The sequence below is a fragment of the Pseudomonas sp. 3296 genome, from assembly GCF_031456615.1.
Lineage (GTDB): Bacteria > Pseudomonadota > Gammaproteobacteria > Pseudomonadales > Pseudomonadaceae > Aquipseudomonas > Aquipseudomonas mucoides.
This window is the reverse complement of the sequence record NZ_JAVDUY010000008.1, coordinates 90,099-106,519: the sequence shown is the minus strand read 5'-3', so window position 1 is coordinate 106,519 and position 16,421 is coordinate 90,099. Positions and strand designations below refer to the sequence as shown.

The window sequence follows — 16,421 nt, the reverse complement described above, 5'->3', positions numbered from 1 at the left end:
ACCTCACATACCCACGACACCTTGCCCCTTGAGGCTGCATAAGCCGGTGTCCCCACCGGTTTTCCATTCCAGGGAGTGAGCACAATGATCGGTAGCGTCAGCAACTATACGAGCTATACCAGCACCAGCAGCACCACGACCAACACCGCCCGCAGCCAGCAGTTCCAGAAAGAACTGCTGGCCAAGCTCGATACGAACAGCGACGGCGTGGTTGATCAGGACGAGCTCAAAAGTGCCTTGTCGCAAAAATCCGACGACGGCCTGTTGGTCAACCTGAGCAAAAACTTCGCCGACCTCGATAGCGATAACAGCGGCAACCTGAGCAGTGAAGAAATGGCCGCGATGGTCCCGCCGCCGCCACCGCAACACGATCAACCACCAAGCACTGAACTCGCCGATGCAATGATCAGCGCCCTGGACACCGACGGTGATGGCAGCGTGACCGCCACCGAACTGAGCAGCGCGCTGCAGGCGAACAACAGCCCGTCATCGACCAGCACTGACACCAGCGCCGCACTGCTCAAGGCATTGGACAGTGACAGCAGCGGCGGTGTCAGCAGCGATGAATTGAAAGCAGCCTTGCAAGCAGGCCGTGAGAAAACCAGTGACAGCTCGACCGATCAGTTCAACGTCAATGATGCGCTGCAAAAGATGGTCGCCAATCTGAGTAAACAGTATTCGCTCGATAACGTGGCGACGGTGGGCAAGTACCTGAACGTCGCTACCTGAAAATCAAAAGCATCGTCGGAGCGCCGCCCGAAGCGAGCTTGCTCCGGGCGGCGATCCGACGATGAGGCCATCAGCCTCGACACAAGACTCAGGGCCGGCGATCTTCTACCCGCGCCTGACTCTTGCTCCAGTCAGTCAGCAAGCTGTACGCCACCGCCAACAACGTCGGCCCGATAAACAGCCCGATAAAACCAAACGCAATCAACCCGCCGAACACCCCCAGCAGCACAATCACCAACGGCAGATTGCCGCCCCGGCTGATCAAGTAGGGCTTGAGCACGTTGTCGACGCCACTGATGATGAACATGCCCCAGACCCCCAGGAACACCGCCATCCCGTACTCACCTTTCCAGGCCAGCCACGCCGTGGCCGGAATCCACACCAGCGGTGGACCCATCGGAATCAGACTGAGCAGGAAGGTCACGATGCCCAGCACCAAGGCTCCCGGCACCCCGGCGATCAGGAACCCGATCAGTGCCAGCACGGCCTGCGCCGCTGCCGTACCGATCACGCCGTTCACCACCCGCTGCACCGTGCCCGCCACCAGATCAATGTAATACCCGGCGCGCTCACCGATCAGGCGCTCCAGCAAACCATGAACAAAGATCGCCAGACGCGGGCCGTCGCGGTAGAAAAAGAACACAAATACGATGCTCAGCGTCAGCTCGAGAATCCCGCCGCCGATCTGCGCACTGCGCGCCAGCAACCAGTTACCGACCTGACCCAGATAAGGCTTGAGCGCGACCATCATCGCCGCGCCCTGTTCATCGATACTGTTCCAGACCACCACCAGCCGTGCGCCCACAAAGGGAACACTGCCTAGCCAGTCAGGCGCCTGCGGCAGGCCCTCGACCTGTACATCCTTGATAAACACCGTGGCGTCACGCACATGGTCGGCCAGGTTGAACCCCAGCCATACCAGCGGCACGGCCACCAGCAACATCCAGCCGAGGGTCAGCAGCGCTGCCGCCAGGGATTCGCGGCCATTGAGCCAACGGGTCAACAAACGCATCAGCGGCCAACTGGCAAACGCCAGCACCGCGCCCCAGAACAGCGCCGACCAGAACGGCGCCATCACCCAGAAGCTCGCACCAAACAGCACCAGGAGCAGAATCTGCACCAACAGCCGATCATTATTGGGCATGTAAAGTCTCGAAAAAATCAGTCAACAAAGGGTAGACGAATGCGCCGTGCGCATTCGCCTGTGCAGCTTATCGCAACAGCTCGATGTGCAGGCCAGAGCCTTCGACGGTGCCGCCTTCCAGTCGCGCCGCACGCACGCCCTGAGCAATCAATGCCTGACGCCAGGCCTCAGCCTTGGCACCGGAAACACTGACTCGCAGGGTGGTGTCCAGGTTCAGTCCGCGTGAAATCAGCCGCAGCCACGTGTCGTCGGGATCAGCGTTCAGTTTCGGGAAATCGAGTTCACCGGTGCTTTTGAGCTGACGCAACAGGGTGGCGGACGTCGGCAACAAGTCGCCCAACGGCGCCGCCGCGTCGAATTGCTCGACATGCAGGTAGGCTTTGCGATTACCGCGAGTGATGCTGTAAAGCGCCACGAGCGCATTGTCCTGTGGCGCCGCCAATCTCAGCAGCAAATACGCCTGTTGATCGTCGGCACCGTAGAGCTTGGCATTTCCGAAGACTTCGTTGGCCCACAGGCTGCTTTCGCCACAATCGCGGGCCTGGCACCAGAACAGCAACTCGGCGCCCTGTTTTTGCAAGGCTTCCCGCGCGGCGGTAAAGGCTTCGGTGGAGGAATGCTCCGGCGGCAACTCATAGGTGACCGAGGTGGTTTGCCCGCGTGCCGTGACCTGACCGTCAAAGCGCAACTGGCCACTGATCTTGCGGATCGAACCCAGAGGGTAGATCCGTTCGAGCTCGACGGCCGGACGATAATCAACGATCTGCGCATCTTCCATGCGCGGCAGGATCGGCAAGTCCTGACTGCCGGGGATATCCGCGGCAAACGATAAAGGACTGAAACAACACAGCGCCAGCAGACTGAGTGAACGCATGGGCAGGCTCATCGGATCAGCATGGCCTGGGCCCCTTTTAACTTCTTTTCCTTTTTATCGAAACCCGGGGCATGCACCGTGCAGGGCAGGCCGGGTTCCTCGATCACGATAGAGACCTTGTGGCCGTTCGGGGTCGCAGCGGTATAGCGATCTATCATGGTTGTCTCCCATTTCAACCCGACCAGCCTCGACAGTTGCCCGGCGCAAGTCAAGGAACGGCGAAGAACCGATTGAAACAGTCTGCGACAAGGTCCGCGCCGGTTTCGTCATTCAGGTGCAAATGATGACCGCCTGGCAGCTGTTCACGGCTAAAGGGTAGACGCTCCAGCAACTCGGAATGTTTGGCGAGCATGCCGTCGGCCGCGACCACCAGTTTGGCCGGACAACTGACCCGCAGGACAAAAGCCATGGCCTGTTCGGTGGTCAGACGCAGCGGCGATGGCAGCGTCAGGCGGTTGTCGGTGCGCCAGGTGTAACCGCCCGGCACGGGCATCAAGCCGCGCTGGGCCAGCAGCTCAGCGGCTTCGCGACTGACCGCCACCAACCCCTTCATGCGCGCTTCGATGGCGCGATCGAGGGTGTTGTAGACCGGTTTTTGCTTCTCCCGCAAATCCAGCTGCGCTTGCAGGGCCATGCCCATGCGCTCGGCGGCATTTTCGCCTTTGTCTGTAGGAGGAATGAGGCCGTCGATCAACGCCAGGTGCGTGACCCGCTCCGGCATCGACCCGGCAATGATCAGCGAGGCGATGGCCCCCATGGAGTGCCCCATCAGCGCAAACCGCTTGAGGCCCAGTTGTTCGGCGACTTGCAACACGTCATGGGCGTAATCCCACATCGCGTAACCGGCGCCAGGCGGGCGATGCCCGGAATGACCGTGACCGGCCATGTCCAGCGCGATGATGCGCAGGCCTTTGAGCTTGGGCGCCAGACGGGCAAAGCTGTTGGCATTGTCCAGCCAGCCATGCAGCGCAATCACCGGCAAGCCGTCTTCAGGACCGAACAAGTGCGCCGCCAACTCGATGTGCGGCAGGCTCAGACGGACTTCTTCGACGGCATTGCTCATGCGCAATCCTTTTGGCGGCGACCGTCCCATCGGCTGAACAGGCTTTTCAGCAGCGTGGCCGTGTCATGTGGACGCTCGAGAGGAAACATGTGACCGCCGGGCAGCGTCAGGGATTCACCCTGCGGCATGCGTCCGACAGCGCTGGCGTGATGACGCATCACCACGCGGCTCTTGTGCCCGCGCACCACCGCCAGCGGCACTTTCAGCTGACGCGTGCGACCGGGGCTGGTGTGGGGCACGCCACGGTAGATGCTGATTTCCGTGGCAGGATCGAAGCGCAGGCGCAGTGTGTCACCAACCTTGTGCAAACCGTGTTGCAGGTAGGCGTCAAAGCACTCCGGGTCAAAACTGCGGAACAAGGTCTTGCCTGAGAAGTAGCTACGCGCACTTTCGAGGTCGGCGAACTCTTCTCGACGGCCCAGGGTACGGCCGGCCGGGGTCAAGCGGTCGATGAAGCCGAATCGCTTGGCGGCGCGGATGACCCATTGATCGGTGCGGGTCAGCACCGGTGAATCGAGCATCACCACGCCGCGATACAACTCCGGGCAACGCAGCGCCGCGTGCAAGTGCAGCACGCCCCCAAAGGAATGGCCGACGCCCCACACCGGTTCCGCTTGCTGCTTGAGGTGATGGATCAGTTCGTCCACCAGGTTGTACCAATTGTCGTCCGCCGGAAAACGCGGGTCATGAGCGTGCTGCTCCAGATGCGTCACCTGATACTCGGGCGCCAGCGCCGCGAACAACTTGCCGTAGGTTCCGGAAGGAAAACCATTGGCGTGGGCGAAAAATATCTGTTGCGACATACCGGCAAATCCATGAGCGAGAACAGGCGTTGATTGTCCGCAAGACGACGGCCGACAGCAATGACTGTAAGTGACAGGAATGATGACAGTCCGGTCAGGGCAATACCGAAACGCTGATGCAAAGACCTGTAGCAGCTGTCGAGCCTTGGCGAGGCTGCGTTCGCGGTCAACCTGAAACACCGCGTGGGCAGATTCCACGACGGCTTCGCAGCCGGACGCAGCTTCGCGCTGCTCGACAGCTGCTACACGAGGCGGATGCAGGCTTCGTTTAGCGGGCCGGCGGGTTCTCCCCCAGCGGCACGACCGCCATGGTCAGGCGCGACACGCAACTGGACTTGCCTTCATCGCTGGTCAAGCGGATGTCCCAGACGTGTGTCGTGCGGCCAATGTGGATGGGCGTGGCCACAGCCGTCACCCGCCCACTGCGCAGGCCGCGCAGATGGTTGGCGTTGATTTCCAGGCCCACGCAGTAAAACTTGCCGGCGTCGATGCACAGGTAGCTGGCCATTGAGCCGACCGTTTCGGCCAGCACCACCGACGCGCCGCCATGCAGCAGGCCGTAAGGCTGGTGAGTGCGGTGGTCAATGACCATGCTCGCGGTCAGGGAGCCTTCGTCAAACGCTTCGAAGCGGATATCCAGCACTTCGCCGATGGTGTTTTTCTGGATCGCGTTCAACTGCTCGATGTTGGGAGTGGTACGCCACAGACTCATCGCTGCTTTCCTTTGTTGGTTTTGTTCGTGGCTCAATCCTGCCACAGCACCGCCTCGCTGCGCTCGCTCCATTCTTCGAAACGGTCGCCATAAGCCGCTTCGATCACGTTGCGCTTGATCTTCAGCGTTGGCGTCAGGAAGCCGTTTTCCACGGCCCAGCTATCCTTGACCACCACCAGACGCCGCAAACGCTCGTGTTTGTCGAGGACGCCATTGACCTCATCCAGGAGCTTTTCCAGGCTTGAGTGCAACCCCGCCCTCGCCGTGCCGCTGGCGTCCTGCTGCCCGACCGCCGATAGCACGCACAGTCCCAGCGGTGCACTCAAACCGTCACCGACCACGCACACTTGTTCAATCCGCGAATGCACCGCCAGGCGATTTTCAATCGGTGCCGGCGCGACGTACTTGCCCTTGCTGGTCTTGAAGATTTCTTTCAGGCGTCCGGTCAGGCGCAGGTTGCCTTCGGCGTCTTCCTCCCCCTTGTCGCCGGTGCGCAGGAAGCCGTCCCCGGTGATGGTTTCAGCGGTTTTCTGTGGTTCCTTGAAATAGCCGAGCATGGTCGCGCCGCTGCGCACCATGACCTCGCCCGATTCGTCAATCCGCACTTCTACCTCAGGGCACGGCTTGCCGATCCAGCCGGGCTTGTTCTCGCCGGGCCGGCAAATGTGCGAATAACCGCAGCTCTCGGTCATGCCGTAGACCTCCAGCACGTCCAGCCCCAGTTTGCGGTACCACAGCAGCAAGGTTTGTGGCACGGGCGCAGCGCCGGACAAGGCAACGCGCAACGCGTCCAGCCCCAGCCCGGCGAGGACTTTATGCCCGACCCGCTTGCCGATGAAGGGCAGCCCGAGAAGAAAGTCCAGGCGTTTTGCCGGGATCTTGCTGTACACGCCCATCTGGAATTTGGTCCAGATCCGCGGTACACCGAACAAGGCAGTAGGCCGGGCGCGCTTTAAATCCGTCAGGAAGGTGTCGAGGCTCTCGGCAAAAAACACCGTCTGCCCGGTGTAAATCGAGGCCAGTTCGACGAACATCCGCTCGGCCACGTGGCACAGCGGCAAGTAGGACAGCAATCGGTCCGACTCGTTGAGGCCAAACAGCTGCGTGCCGCGGGTGGTGGCAAACCCCAGATTGCCGAAACTGTGCATCACGCCTTTGGGCAGGCCGGTGGTGCCAGAGGTGTAAATGATAGTGGCCAACTGATCGGCTGGCGGCGTGGGGTTATCCTGGATGGGTGAGCTGCGTTGCAGGTCGGCCCAGCTGAAATCGAAGGTGCCCGGTGGGTGCAACGGCAGACTGATCGTCGGCAGCTCAGGTCTGACGCCGAGTGACATGCTCGGCCAGTCATCGAGCTTGCCGATAAACACCAGCGCTGCTTCGGAATGATCGAGTACCTGAGCCACCGATTCAGCGGTCAGGTTGGGGTACAACGGCACCGAGACATGCCCGGCCATCCAGATCGCCAGGTCGGCGATGATCCAGTGGGCACAGTTTTTCGAGATCAGTGCGATGTGGCTGCCTTGCGGCAATTCGCGAGCGCGCAGCCAGTGCGCGGCGCAGCGAGCCTGATGGCCGACGTCGGCCCAGGTCAGTGTTTCAACTTGCCCACCCCCCGTGGGCTGGACCAGAAAACGCTGGCGTGGATGACGGGCCTCACGCTCGTAGAAAACATCCAGCGGCAAACGAAAAGCAGCAGACATGCGACTCGCTCCTGTATTTTTGGTCTGGAGCAAGCGTAGTCAACCAAGCGGTTGCTTGGTTGACTATTTCATTACAAAGATCAGCAACACCGCAGCCCCTGCAGGAGCCGGGCTTTCCCGCGATGCAGGCGCTGCGGCTTATGGATCAGACAGCGTCGATGCAATCGCGGGCAAGCCTCGCTCCCACATAAAGCCCGGTGACGACATTGCTAAGGGTGTTTGATGCTCTTGAGTTTCATCGACCCGATCCGCAACTCATCACCTTTGAGCTCAGCCAGCCCGGCGGTGGAGACTTTTTCCGGCGGATGCCCGGCGCCATGCTGCAGGTAGCTCAGCAAGTGTCCCACCAGCGGGTTGTGACTGACCAACAGGACATCACTCACTGACACAAGTTGTTCGGCCACCTTGTCCGGATCGGTGTCGGGCGTCAGCCACTCGACAGTGCGGATCTCCGGCTCGAAACCCAGAGCTTCACGCACCAGTTGCGCCGTCTCCTGCGCACGCAGGTAAGGGCTGGCGTAGATCGCGGTAATCGTCTGACCGATCAACTCCGCCGCACTGCGCAGCACTTCTTCGCGACCATGAAGAGTCAGCGCTCGCTCGGAATCAGGACGCGAGCCATACGGTTCAGCTTCACCATGACGCAATACCCAGAGTTTCATAGTTTGGGTTCCTCATCTCGGGCCGGATGCGGCGCGGGCGCCACAACATGCGGCGCTTCACCTTCCGGTGTACGCGGCGTCGGCCAGTCAGCGAACGGCCAGGGTTTCTGGTCGCTGTGGAAGCTGCCGAAACGACCGATCTGCGCCAGGAACTGGCTCAGGCTGTCGCCGAAGTTCATCAGGCTGGCGCTCGGGGCGCCATAGAACAAACGATAGATCAGTTGCACCAGCACCACCGCGCCCAGGATGAACTGCGCCACTTGCCAGACCAGCACGAAGACGATCATCCACAGCACCCGCAGCAGGATGGACTCGTACCTGGTTTCCATTTTCGGATCGTTCATGTCGTGCTCCCCTGCTTATTTACAAAGCGTGCTTAGTTGAAACCGCTGGTTGAGATGAAGTCGACGTCGGTTTTCGGTTCGCCGCGCATCAACAGTTCAATCACTTGATTGAGCGTGCGCCCTTCGAACAGGATCGCGTGCAGCCCGGCGACCAGCGGCATATAGACGCCCACCTCCTGAGCCTTGGCCTTGAGCACTTTGAGCGTGTTCACGCCTTCGGCGACTTCCCCCAGACGCGTCACTGCGTCCTCCAGGCTCAGGCCCTGGCCGAGGGCAAACCCGACCTGGTAGTTACGGCTTTTCGGCGACGAGCAAGTGACGATCAAATCGCCCACCCCGGCAAGGCCGAGGAAGGTCATCGGGTTGGCGCCCTGATTCACTGCAAAACGGGTCATTTCCGCCAGTGCTCGAGTGATCAGCATGCTCTTGGTGTTTTCGCCCATGCCCAGCGCCACGGCCATGCCGGCAATGATCGCGTAGACGTTTTTCAGCGCCCCTCCCAACTCGACGCCAAAGCGGTCGGCGCTGGCGTACACGCGAAAGGTCCGGCCATGCAGTGCTTCCTGAACCCGTTGGCACAGCTCTTCGTCTTCACTGGCGACCACCGTCGCGGTCAGCGCGTGTTCGGCAATTTCACGGGCCAGGTTCGGTCCGGACAGCACGCCGATGCGCGCTTGCGGGGCGATTTCCTCGAGGATTTCGCTCATCAGCTTGAAAGTGTGGGCTTCGATGCCTTTGGTCAGGCTGACCAGCAGCTTGCCGCTCAGCTGTGCGGCGTGCGGGACCAATACCGAGCGCAGCGCACTGGAAGGCAACGCGACGAAACACAGGTCGCAGGCGTCCAGCGTGGCTCGCAGGTCAGTCACCGGTTCTACCGCCGGGAGAATCTTGATGCCTTTGAGGTAACGCGGGTTCTCGCGATTGACCCGGATGGCCTCGGCCTGTTCGGGGTCACGCATCCACTGCCGGACCTGATGCCCGTTTTCGGCCAGCAGATTAGCCACGGCGGTACCAAAACTTCCGCCTCCCAGGACCGCAATTGGGCGCTGTTCAGTCATATGCAATCCGTTAATCCATACCAGTGGCGATGTCGGCATTATACGGAGCGCCCCCGTGGCGGCCAGCCCCAGCATGAATTACCAACACTTGTAGGAAGAAGACCAATAAATACTAGGAAAATGCCGGCATCGTGAATGGAAAACTCAACGCGCTCGGTTAACATGCGCGCCAACTCCTCACGATCAAGGGTATGACGTGTCGCTTGGTTCTCCATCACCCCGCTCGCCGCTGGTCCTGGCGCTGATGTTCAGCCCGTCCTTGCTGGCCGACGACTTGTTCCTCGACAACGAACCGCTCCCGCAAGTGCTCACGGCGACACGCCTGAAGCAATCGCCGGCCGCAGTTCCGGGCAGCATGACGGTGATTGACAGCGAATTGATCAACGCCAGCGGCGCTCGGGACATCAGCGAATTGCTGCGACTGGTGCCGGGCATGATGGTCGGTAACATCAGCGGCAACCAGGCCGCCGTGAACTACCACGGCACCAACGCCACCGCGGCCCGACGCATGCAAGTGTTGATCGACGGTCGCTCGGTGTACCGCGCCGGCCTGGCCACGGTGGACTGGAGTGACATTCCGGTGGCCATGGAAGACATCGAGCGCATCGAAGTCTTTCGCGGCCCGAACACCGTCAGCTACGGCGCCAACGCGCTGATGGCCGTGGTCAACATCATCACGCGCAACCCGGCCAACAGCCATGGCACCCGCGTGAAAATCACCCGTGGTCAACGCGGCATCAACGACTATTACGCCAGCCAGGGCACCGGCTGGGACGGCGGCGACTTGCGTCTGTCACTGTCGGGGCAGCAAGACGACGGCTTCGATTCGGACCGCAACGGTGCCGATTATCGGGACCGCCGTCGCCTGAATCGCTTCAACCTTGCGGTCAGCCAGACGCTCGCGGAAAACCAAAGCATCGACTGGCAATTGAATGCAAAGGAAGGCACCAACCAGCGACCGTATACCTACCGCCCGGTGTTCCCGGGGATTACCGCCGCCGGGGACAATTCCGACGTCGCCGCCAAAGATTACGCCGGCTCGCTGCGCTGGAACCTGGACCTCAATCCCGATCACAGCCTGTATGTCCAGGGCTCGGCCCAACACTGGGATCGCCAGCAAACCTGGCGCGCCTGTGATGCCGAAGCGTCGTTCAGCCCGCAGCTGACCCAACTCTGGCAGCTCAACCCGAATTACACCGAACGCCTGGCGCGCAACATGGATCGCTTCACCGGTCCTGGCGCACCTCCGGGCACGCCAATGGAACAAGCGCTGGCCAATCAGGTGCTGGGGCAATGGAAAAGCGGCGCCCGGCAAACGCTCTGTGGCGACATCGACCAGAGCGCCCGGGAATCGCGCTACGACCTCGAAGTGCAGGACACCCTCAGCCTGTCCGACAGCCTGCGACTGGTCAGCGGCATGAACTATCGTTACGACCGGGCCGATTCCGAGACCTACTTCAATGGCACGCTCGACGACACCACCTGGCGCACATTCGGCCAACTGGAATGGCGTGCCACCGAGCATTGGTTGTTGCAGGGCGGGGCAATGTTCGAAGACACGCAATTGACCGGCAGCTCGTTGACCCCGCGTGTGGCGGTCAATTACCTGATCAACCCGCGTCATGGCTTGCGTGCCGTGTATTCGGAAGCGATTCGCTCACCGGACATGTTCGAGAACAACGTCAACTGGAGTTACCAGGTGACCAATCTGCGGCCCACCGCTTACGGTCAGACCAGTGCCCGCTATTTCGTCAAGACCCGTGGTCCCGGCGATCTCGACAAGGAACGCATGCGCTCGCGAGAGCTGGGCTACAACGGCTACTTCGTCGAACTGGGGCTGAGCGTCGATGTGAAGCTGTTCTACGACGAAATCAGCGGCATGATCAGCGAACCGCTGCGCAACAATCAGTACATCGCCAGCAACTCCAACAGCTCACGCTTCACCGGGGCGGAAACGCAAGTGGACTGGCGCCTCGGCAGCGCTGACCGTCTGCGCCTGACCTATGCCTACGTGGACACCGACGCCAGTAATCCGCTGGATGAGCAACAGACCGCGCGCAACAGCGGCTCCGCCGGTTGGCTGCGCAACTGGGGACAGGGCTGGAACAGCGCCCTCTTCTACTATGGCGACGATGCGCTCAACGGCTATCGCTTCGAGCGGGTCGACACACGCATCGCCAAACGCATCGGTTTGGGCAAGGCCAATCTGGAACTGGCGGGCATCCTTCAACAACGCCTGGACAACCAACCCACCACCTTCGTCGACAACAACTACGACGAACGCCGAGTGGTTTATTTCAGCGCGGAGCTGACGTTTTAAATGCGCCGTTGCCTGTCATGGAAATCGCCGCCACTGGGCCGCTTGCTGGCCGGGTTGTGCCTGGCGATTGGCTGCCTGCTCGGCGCCCAGCCGATACAGGCTGCGGACATTCTGTTGACTGGCACCGAAGACAGTCCTGGCGTGCAATCCTTCGTCCGCGCGCTGAGCGAAATGCGTCCGGCCGACAGCGTGCGTTTCCAACCACTGGCGAGTCTCCCCTTGCCAGGCAAACTGCCCGCCGCCACGCGCCTGATCCTGCTGGATCTGTCGAGCCTCGACTGGCGCCAGCAAGAGGCCCAGGGCCCGGCGACGCTCGTACTGCGCATCAGCCGCCTGCAAGCCCAACAACGTTTCGGCGTGAATTTTCCACCGCACCTCAGCCTGCTCTGGAGTGATCCGCCACTGGATCGGCAATTGCGCCTGACCCGACTGATCCTGCCCCAGGCGCGGCGCGTCGGCGTGCTGTACGACAGTCACAGCGAATTCCTGTTGAAAGAAATGCGTCTGGCCGCCTTGGGGGAAACGCTTGATGTGGTCGCCGAGCGCTGGGATAACACCAATGACAGTCGCCCCTTGCAGGATTTGCTGAAAAACTGCGACGTGCTACTGGGCCTCGACGATCCCGACTTGTACAACCCGAAAACCGCAAAAAACCTGCTGTTGAGCAGCTATTCCCGGCAACTGGCCTTGGTCGGCCCGAATGCCGCGTTCGTCAAGGCCGGCAGCCTTGCCAGCACTTACAGCGATCAGAGCGACTGGCTGCAGGTGCTCGACGAATTGCTCGACCTGCCACCGGCGAGCTGGCCGCGCGCGCTTTACCCGCAACACTTCAAAGTCTCAAGTAACCCGCAAGTGGCTCGTTCATTAGGTATTGAGCAGATTGATGACGCATCTGCCGCCCTCCAGCTGGCTGAAGGAGAAAGCCGCCCATGACCTTCCGACGCCCTTGGGACATCAATACCCGCACCCAAATGATCAGCCTTGGCCCGGCCCTGTTGCTGACACTGGTGCTGATCAGTTTTTTTACGTTCGTACGGATTCAGGACCTGCGTCAGGAGCTCAACCACACCGGGCAGTTGATCGCCAACCAATTGGCTCCCGCCACCGAATACGGGGTGATTTCGGGTAACAACGAGGTGCTCGAAAGCTTGCTCAAGGCGACACTCGCCACGCCGAACGTGCGCTTCCTGGAGGTCCAGGACAACGCCAACCGGATTCTGGTGTACGTCGAGCAACCCTCGGAAACCCACCGACGCTCGCAACAGGTTGAGGTGTTCCAGGCACCGGTGCGGTTGCAGCGGATCGCGCTCAACAATGATTTTTTCCAGGTTTCCAAAGCCGCGAGCATCGGCCCCTCCGAGGACTACCTGGGTCGGGTGATCGTCGGCCTGTCGAATGACGCCTTCAACCAGCGTCAGCAGGAAATCCTGTTGAAAGCCGCGATCCTCGCCCTGTTCGCCCTGCTGTTTACCTTTCTGGTGGCACGGCGCCTGGCGGGCAGCCTGTCGCAACCGATTCGCGACATTGGCAACGCGGTGAAGGCCATCCAGGAAGGCGATTACACGCGCCCCTTGCCGATTGTCGACGACACCGAGCTGGGCGCGCTGTCGCAACACATCAACAACCTCGCCAGCGGCCTCGAACAAGCCAGTCGCGAACAGCATCAGGCGATGGCGCAGTTGATCCAGACACGTGAGGAAGCGGAAAAGGCCAACAATGCCAAGTCTGATTTCCTGGCGATGATGAGCCATGAACTGCGTACGCCGATGAATGGCGTACTCGGCATGCTGCAATTGCTGGAAACCACCGACATGACTGAAGAGCAGGTCGAATACGCGGCACTGGCCTCGGAGTCCACCGAACACCTGCTCAAGGTCATCAACGACATTCTCGACTTCTCGCGCATCGAGCGTTCGGAACTGGAGCTCGAGCACATCCCGTTCAATCTCGCGGACCTGATCGTCAGCTGCGCTCAATCGTTCCAGCACAGCGCGGCGCAACGCGGCCTCGATCTGCAGTTACTGATTCCCGAAGACATGCGCGCCCTCCAGGTTCAAGGCGATCCGACACGCATCCGGCAGATTCTGGTCAACCTGGTCGGCAATGCCTTGAAGTTCACCGAGCATGGCCGCGTCAGCATCGAACCGCAGTGGCAATCGCTGGACCACGAACTGCTGTGGTTCACCTGCACCGTGCGCGACAGCGGCATCGGCATTTCCTCTGAAAGCCTGGAACTGATGTTCAATGCCTTCCAGCAGGCCGACAGTTCCATTTCACGACGCTACGGAGGCACCGGCCTGGGGCTGCCGATTGCCCGCACGTTGGCTGAACGCATGGGCGGCACCTTGCGGGCGCAGAGCGAAGAAGGCCTGGGCTCGGTGTTTACCCTGGAAATCCCGCTGGCACTCTATAAACAGACGCTGCCGATACTGACCCCGAGGGCGCAGACCGGCAATGAGGATGGCGCCGGGCATAACGTGTTACTGGTCGAAGACAACCCGGTCAATCAGACCGTGATTGAAGCAATGTTGCGCAGCCTGGGCTTTACTGTCAGCGTCGCCACCGACGGCGCGCAGGCCGTGCGCAGCGCCGAAAGCCTGATTTTTGAAGCGATCCTGATGGACTGCCGACTGCCGATCATCGACGGCTATGAAGCGACCCGACAGATTCGCCAATTGCCCGGCTGTGCGCACTTGCCGATCATCGCCTTGACCGCCAATGCGTTGCAGGGCGATCGGGAAGCCTGTCTGTCGGCGGGCATGAACGATTACTTGGCCAAGCCGTTCAAACGAACGGATTTGCAGCAAATTCTGCAGCGCTGGGTGCAGTAGTACAGGCCTTTCGACCATCTGCGACTGGCGTGAAAGGCGAAAGTGCGGCAGTCTTAGGCACCCGAACAGGCCCGAAAAGGGGCTTGAATAATAATTTCAGTGCACAAGTGTACATTCATGTCCTTGGTGCTGTGACTTTCACCACAACGCAATAGTCTATGAGTAGGCTGCTGACTCGAGGCATGAACGCCTCGATCGGCCGGGAGATTTGCCCCACCCTGCCGCATGGGACTATTGAGGAGCTCGCATGACCCAACAAAACGCCTTTACTCGGGAAGACCTGCTGCGCTGCAGTCGCGGTGAGCTGTTCGGCCCAGGTAACGCACAACTGCCCGCCCCGAACATGCTGATGGTGGATCGCATCACCCATATCAGTGCCGAGGGTGGCAAGTACGGCAAAGGTGAATTGGTCGCCGAGCTGGATATCACTCCGGACCTGTGGTTTTTCGCCTGCCACTTCGAAGGTGATCCGGTGATGCCGGGCTGCCTGGGCCTTGACGCCATGTGGCAACTGGTCGGCTTCTTCCTCGGCTGGCAAGGCCTGCCGGGCCGTGGCCGTGCGCTGGGTTCGGGCGAAGTGAAATTCTTCGGCCAGGTCCTGCCGACCGCCAAGAAAGTCACCTATAACATTCAGATCAAGCGCGTGTTGAAAGGCAAACTGAACCTGGCCATTGCCGACGGTTCGGTCAGCGTCGACGGCCGCGAGATCTACACCGCCGAAGGCCTTCGGGTCGGCGTTTTCACCTCCACTGACAACTTCTAAGGGTTATCCGCATGCGCCGCGTCGTTATCACTGGTCTGGGCATCGTTTCGTGCCTGGGCAATGACAAAGAGACCGTCTCCGCTAACCTGCGTGCAAGTCGCCCTGGCATCCGGTTCAACCCGGAATATGCCGAAATGGGTCTGCGTAGCCAGGTTTCCGGCTCCATCGACCTTCCCCTCGAAGAACTGATCGATCGCAAGATCTATCGCTTCGTCGGCCACGCGGCGGCTTACGCCTACCTGGCCATGAAAGACGCCATTGCTGACTCCGGCCTGACCGAAGAGCAAGTGTCCAACCCGCGTACTGGCCTGATCGCCGGCTCCGGTGGCGCCTCCACGCTGAACCAGATGGAAGCGCTGGACATCCTGCGCGAGAAAGGCGTGAAGCGCGTTGGCCCATACCGTGTAACGCGGACCATGAGCAGCACCGTTTCCGCTTGCCTGGCCACCCCGTTCAAGATCAAGGGCTTGAACTACTCCATCGCTTCTGCCTGCGCCACCAGTGCTCACTGCATCGGCAACGCCATGGAACAGATCCAGATGGGCAAGCAGGACGTCGTGTTCGCTGGCGGCGGTGAAGAAGAGCATTGGAGCCAGTCGTTCCTGTTCGACGCCATGGGCGCACTGTCCAGCCAGTACAACGAAACCCCGGAAAAAGCTTCCCGTGCCTACGACGCCAAGCGTGACGGTTTCGTCATCGCCGGCGGTGGCGGCATGGTCGTGGTCGAAGAGCTGGAACACGCTCTGGCCCGCGGCGCGAAGATCTACGCGGAAATCGTTGGCTACGGCGCGACTTCCGACGGCTACGACATGGTCGCCCCAAGCGGCGAAGGCGCCATCCGCTGCATGCAGATGGCCATGTCCACCGTTGACGCTCCGATCGACTACCTGAACACCCACGGCACCTCGACTCCGGTCGGCGACGTCGCGGAAATGAAAGGTGTGCGTGAAGTGTTCGGCGACAAGGCTCCGGCCATCAGCTCCACCAAGAGCCTGTCGGGTCACTCCCTGGGCGCCGCCGGCGTTCACGAAGCGATCTACTGCATGCTGATGATGGAAGGCAACTTCATGGCCGGTTCCGCCAACATCGAAGAACTGGACCCGGAAGTGGCAGACATGCCAATCCTGACCAAGACGCGCGAAAATGCCACCATCAACACCGTGATGAGCAACAGCTTCGGTTTCGGCGGCACCAACGCCACGCTGGTACTGAAGCGTTGGGCAGGTAAGTAATACCTCGCCGTTTCGCTGCACACAAAAACGCCCCGACTGGTTCGGGGCGTTTTTTTTTGTGCCCTAATAAAGTGAATGCACCGCAGTTCCTGTAGCAGCTTGGTTATTCATGAACATGAAGCTTTTGTCATAAAACTCAACGCCCTGCGACCGAATGTCGCGCGTTACGCGGGCTGCAGGACTTTT

The 16,421-nt window shown here is 60.7% G+C and carries 15 protein-coding genes and 1 pseudogene; 6 read left to right on the top strand and 10 right to left on the bottom strand.

The annotated features are described in order from the left end of the window. The first annotated feature begins 84 nt into the window (after positions 1 to 84). Positions 85 to 729, top strand: a complete 645-nt coding sequence (gene xopAW, locus J2X66_RS22345) for an EF-hand domain-containing protein (protein WP_310268615.1) — start codon at positions 85 to 87, stop codon at positions 727 to 729. Between the two features lie 88 nt (positions 730 to 817). Here the strand turns inward: xopAW and J2X66_RS22340 are convergent, their stop codons facing one another. From J2X66_RS22340 to J2X66_RS22295, 10 genes and pseudogenes are all read right to left on the bottom strand, one after another. Beyond that, a complete protein-coding gene (locus J2X66_RS22340; protein ID WP_310268612.1) occupies positions 818 to 1,873 on the bottom strand; it encodes an AI-2E family transporter in 1,056 nt (351 codons plus the stop codon). A gap of 67 nt (positions 1,874 to 1,940) precedes the next feature. After that, complete coding sequence (locus J2X66_RS22335; RefSeq protein ID WP_310268609.1) at positions 1,941 to 2,747, bottom strand: DUF4892 domain-containing protein; 807 nt, start codon at positions 2,745 to 2,747, stop codon at positions 1,941 to 1,943. A 41-nt stretch (positions 2,748 to 2,788) separates the two neighbouring features. Beyond that, positions 2,789 to 2,905, bottom strand: a pseudogene (locus J2X66_RS22330) (glutathione S-transferase); the annotation flags it as partial. 50 nt (positions 2,906 to 2,955) lie between these two features. Then, the gene (locus tag J2X66_RS22325; protein ID WP_310268605.1) at positions 2,956 to 3,810 is read right to left on the bottom strand and encodes an alpha/beta hydrolase; all 855 of its coding nucleotides are present in this window, start codon (positions 3,808 to 3,810) and stop codon (positions 2,956 to 2,958) included. Continuing rightward, positions 3,807 to 4,613, bottom strand: coding sequence for an alpha/beta hydrolase (locus tag J2X66_RS22320; protein ID WP_310268602.1), 807 nt, complete (start codon positions 4,611 to 4,613; stop codon positions 3,807 to 3,809). The genes J2X66_RS22325 and J2X66_RS22320 overlap by 4 nt, the downstream gene beginning before the upstream one ends. A gap of 268 nt (positions 4,614 to 4,881) precedes the next feature. Next, positions 4,882 to 5,325 carry a hotdog fold thioesterase gene (locus tag J2X66_RS22315; RefSeq protein ID WP_310268599.1) on the bottom strand — a complete coding sequence of 148 codons (444 nt, stop codon included), beginning with the start codon at positions 5,323 to 5,325 and terminating at the stop codon, positions 4,882 to 4,884. Positions 5,326 to 5,357: 32 nt separating this feature from the next. Further along, positions 5,358 to 7,025, bottom strand: a complete 1,668-nt coding sequence (locus J2X66_RS22310) for an AMP-binding protein (RefSeq protein ID WP_310268596.1) — start codon at positions 7,023 to 7,025, stop codon at positions 5,358 to 5,360. 209 nt (positions 7,026 to 7,234) lie between these two features. Further along, complete coding sequence (sixA, locus tag J2X66_RS22305) at positions 7,235 to 7,687, bottom strand: phosphohistidine phosphatase SixA (RefSeq protein WP_310268593.1); 453 nt, start codon at positions 7,685 to 7,687, stop codon at positions 7,235 to 7,237. Further along, entirely contained in the window at positions 7,684 to 8,031 is a 348-nt protein-coding gene (locus tag J2X66_RS22300) for a DUF4389 domain-containing protein (RefSeq protein ID WP_310268590.1), read from the bottom strand. Before J2X66_RS22300 ends, sixA begins: the two co-directional genes overlap by 4 nt. Before the next feature lie 32 nt (positions 8,032 to 8,063). Further along, entirely contained in the window at positions 8,064 to 9,089 is a 1,026-nt protein-coding gene (locus tag J2X66_RS22295; protein WP_310268587.1) for an NAD(P)H-dependent glycerol-3-phosphate dehydrogenase, read from the bottom strand. A 196-nt stretch (positions 9,090 to 9,285) separates the two neighbouring features. Between J2X66_RS22295 and J2X66_RS22290 the strand changes: the two genes are divergently transcribed. The 5 genes from J2X66_RS22290 (at position 9,286) to fabB (ending at position 16,235) form a co-directional block, all read left to right on the top strand. Then, positions 9,286 to 11,409 carry a TonB-dependent receptor plug domain-containing protein gene (locus J2X66_RS22290; protein ID WP_405046800.1) on the top strand — a complete coding sequence of 708 codons (2,124 nt, stop codon included), beginning with the start codon at positions 9,286 to 9,288 and terminating at the stop codon, positions 11,407 to 11,409. Then, positions 11,410 to 12,342 (top strand): ABC transporter substrate-binding protein, encoded by a 933-nt coding sequence (locus J2X66_RS22285; protein WP_310268584.1) that lies wholly within the window; start codon positions 11,410 to 11,412, stop codon positions 12,340 to 12,342. Continuing rightward, the gene (locus tag J2X66_RS22280; RefSeq protein WP_310268581.1) at positions 12,339 to 14,240 is read left to right on the top strand and encodes an ATP-binding protein; all 1,902 of its coding nucleotides are present in this window, start codon (positions 12,339 to 12,341) and stop codon (positions 14,238 to 14,240) included. The genes J2X66_RS22285 and J2X66_RS22280 overlap by 4 nt, the downstream gene beginning before the upstream one ends. Before the next feature lie 247 nt (positions 14,241 to 14,487). Then, positions 14,488 to 15,003: a 3-hydroxyacyl-[acyl-carrier-protein] dehydratase FabA gene (gene fabA / locus J2X66_RS22275; protein WP_008148022.1), complete on the top strand. Its 516-nt coding sequence runs from the start codon at positions 14,488 to 14,490 to the stop codon at positions 15,001 to 15,003. A gap of 11 nt (positions 15,004 to 15,014) precedes the next feature. Then, a complete protein-coding gene (gene fabB, locus J2X66_RS22270; protein ID WP_310268578.1) occupies positions 15,015 to 16,235 on the top strand; it encodes a beta-ketoacyl-ACP synthase I in 1,221 nt (406 codons plus the stop codon). Positions 16,236 to 16,421: the final 186 nt, after the last annotated feature.

Bases quoted from the DNA above. Each gene is read 5' to 3' on its own strand.
- J2X66_RS22315 (WP_310268599.1), bottom strand. From the start codon at position 5,325: ATGAGTCTGTGGCGTACCACTCCCAACATCGAGCAGTTGAACGCGATC.
- xopAW (WP_310268615.1), top strand. From the start codon at position 85: ATGATCGGTAGCGTCAGCAACTATACGAGCTATACCAGCACCAGCAGC.
- sixA (WP_310268593.1), bottom strand. From the start codon at position 7,687: ATGAAACTCTGGGTATTGCGTCATGGTGAAGCTGAACCGTATGGCTCG.
- J2X66_RS22295 (WP_310268587.1), bottom strand. From the start codon at position 9,089: ATGACTGAACAGCGCCCAATTGCGGTCCTGGGAGGCGGAAGTTTTGGT.
- fabA (WP_008148022.1), top strand. From the start codon at position 14,488: ATGACCCAACAAAACGCCTTTACTCGGGAAGACCTGCTGCGCTGCAGT.
- J2X66_RS22320 (WP_310268602.1), bottom strand. From the start codon at position 4,613: ATGTCGCAACAGATATTTTTCGCCCACGCCAATGGTTTTCCTTCCGGA.
- J2X66_RS22285 (WP_310268584.1), top strand. From the start codon at position 11,410: ATGCGCCGTTGCCTGTCATGGAAATCGCCGCCACTGGGCCGCTTGCTG.
- J2X66_RS22325 (WP_310268605.1), bottom strand. From the start codon at position 3,810: ATGAGCAATGCCGTCGAAGAAGTCCGTCTGAGCCTGCCGCACATCGAG.
- J2X66_RS22300 (WP_310268590.1), bottom strand. From the start codon at position 8,031: ATGAACGATCCGAAAATGGAAACCAGGTACGAGTCCATCCTGCTGCGG.
- J2X66_RS22335 (WP_310268609.1), bottom strand. From the start codon at position 2,747: ATGCGTTCACTCAGTCTGCTGGCGCTGTGTTGTTTCAGTCCTTTATCG.
- J2X66_RS22310 (WP_310268596.1), bottom strand. From the start codon at position 7,025: ATGTCTGCTGCTTTTCGTTTGCCGCTGGATGTTTTCTACGAGCGTGAG.
- J2X66_RS22280 (WP_310268581.1), top strand. From the start codon at position 12,339: ATGACCTTCCGACGCCCTTGGGACATCAATACCCGCACCCAAATGATC.
- J2X66_RS22340 (WP_310268612.1), bottom strand. From the start codon at position 1,873: ATGCCCAATAATGATCGGCTGTTGGTGCAGATTCTGCTCCTGGTGCTG.
- fabB (WP_310268578.1), top strand. From the start codon at position 15,015: ATGCGCCGCGTCGTTATCACTGGTCTGGGCATCGTTTCGTGCCTGGGC.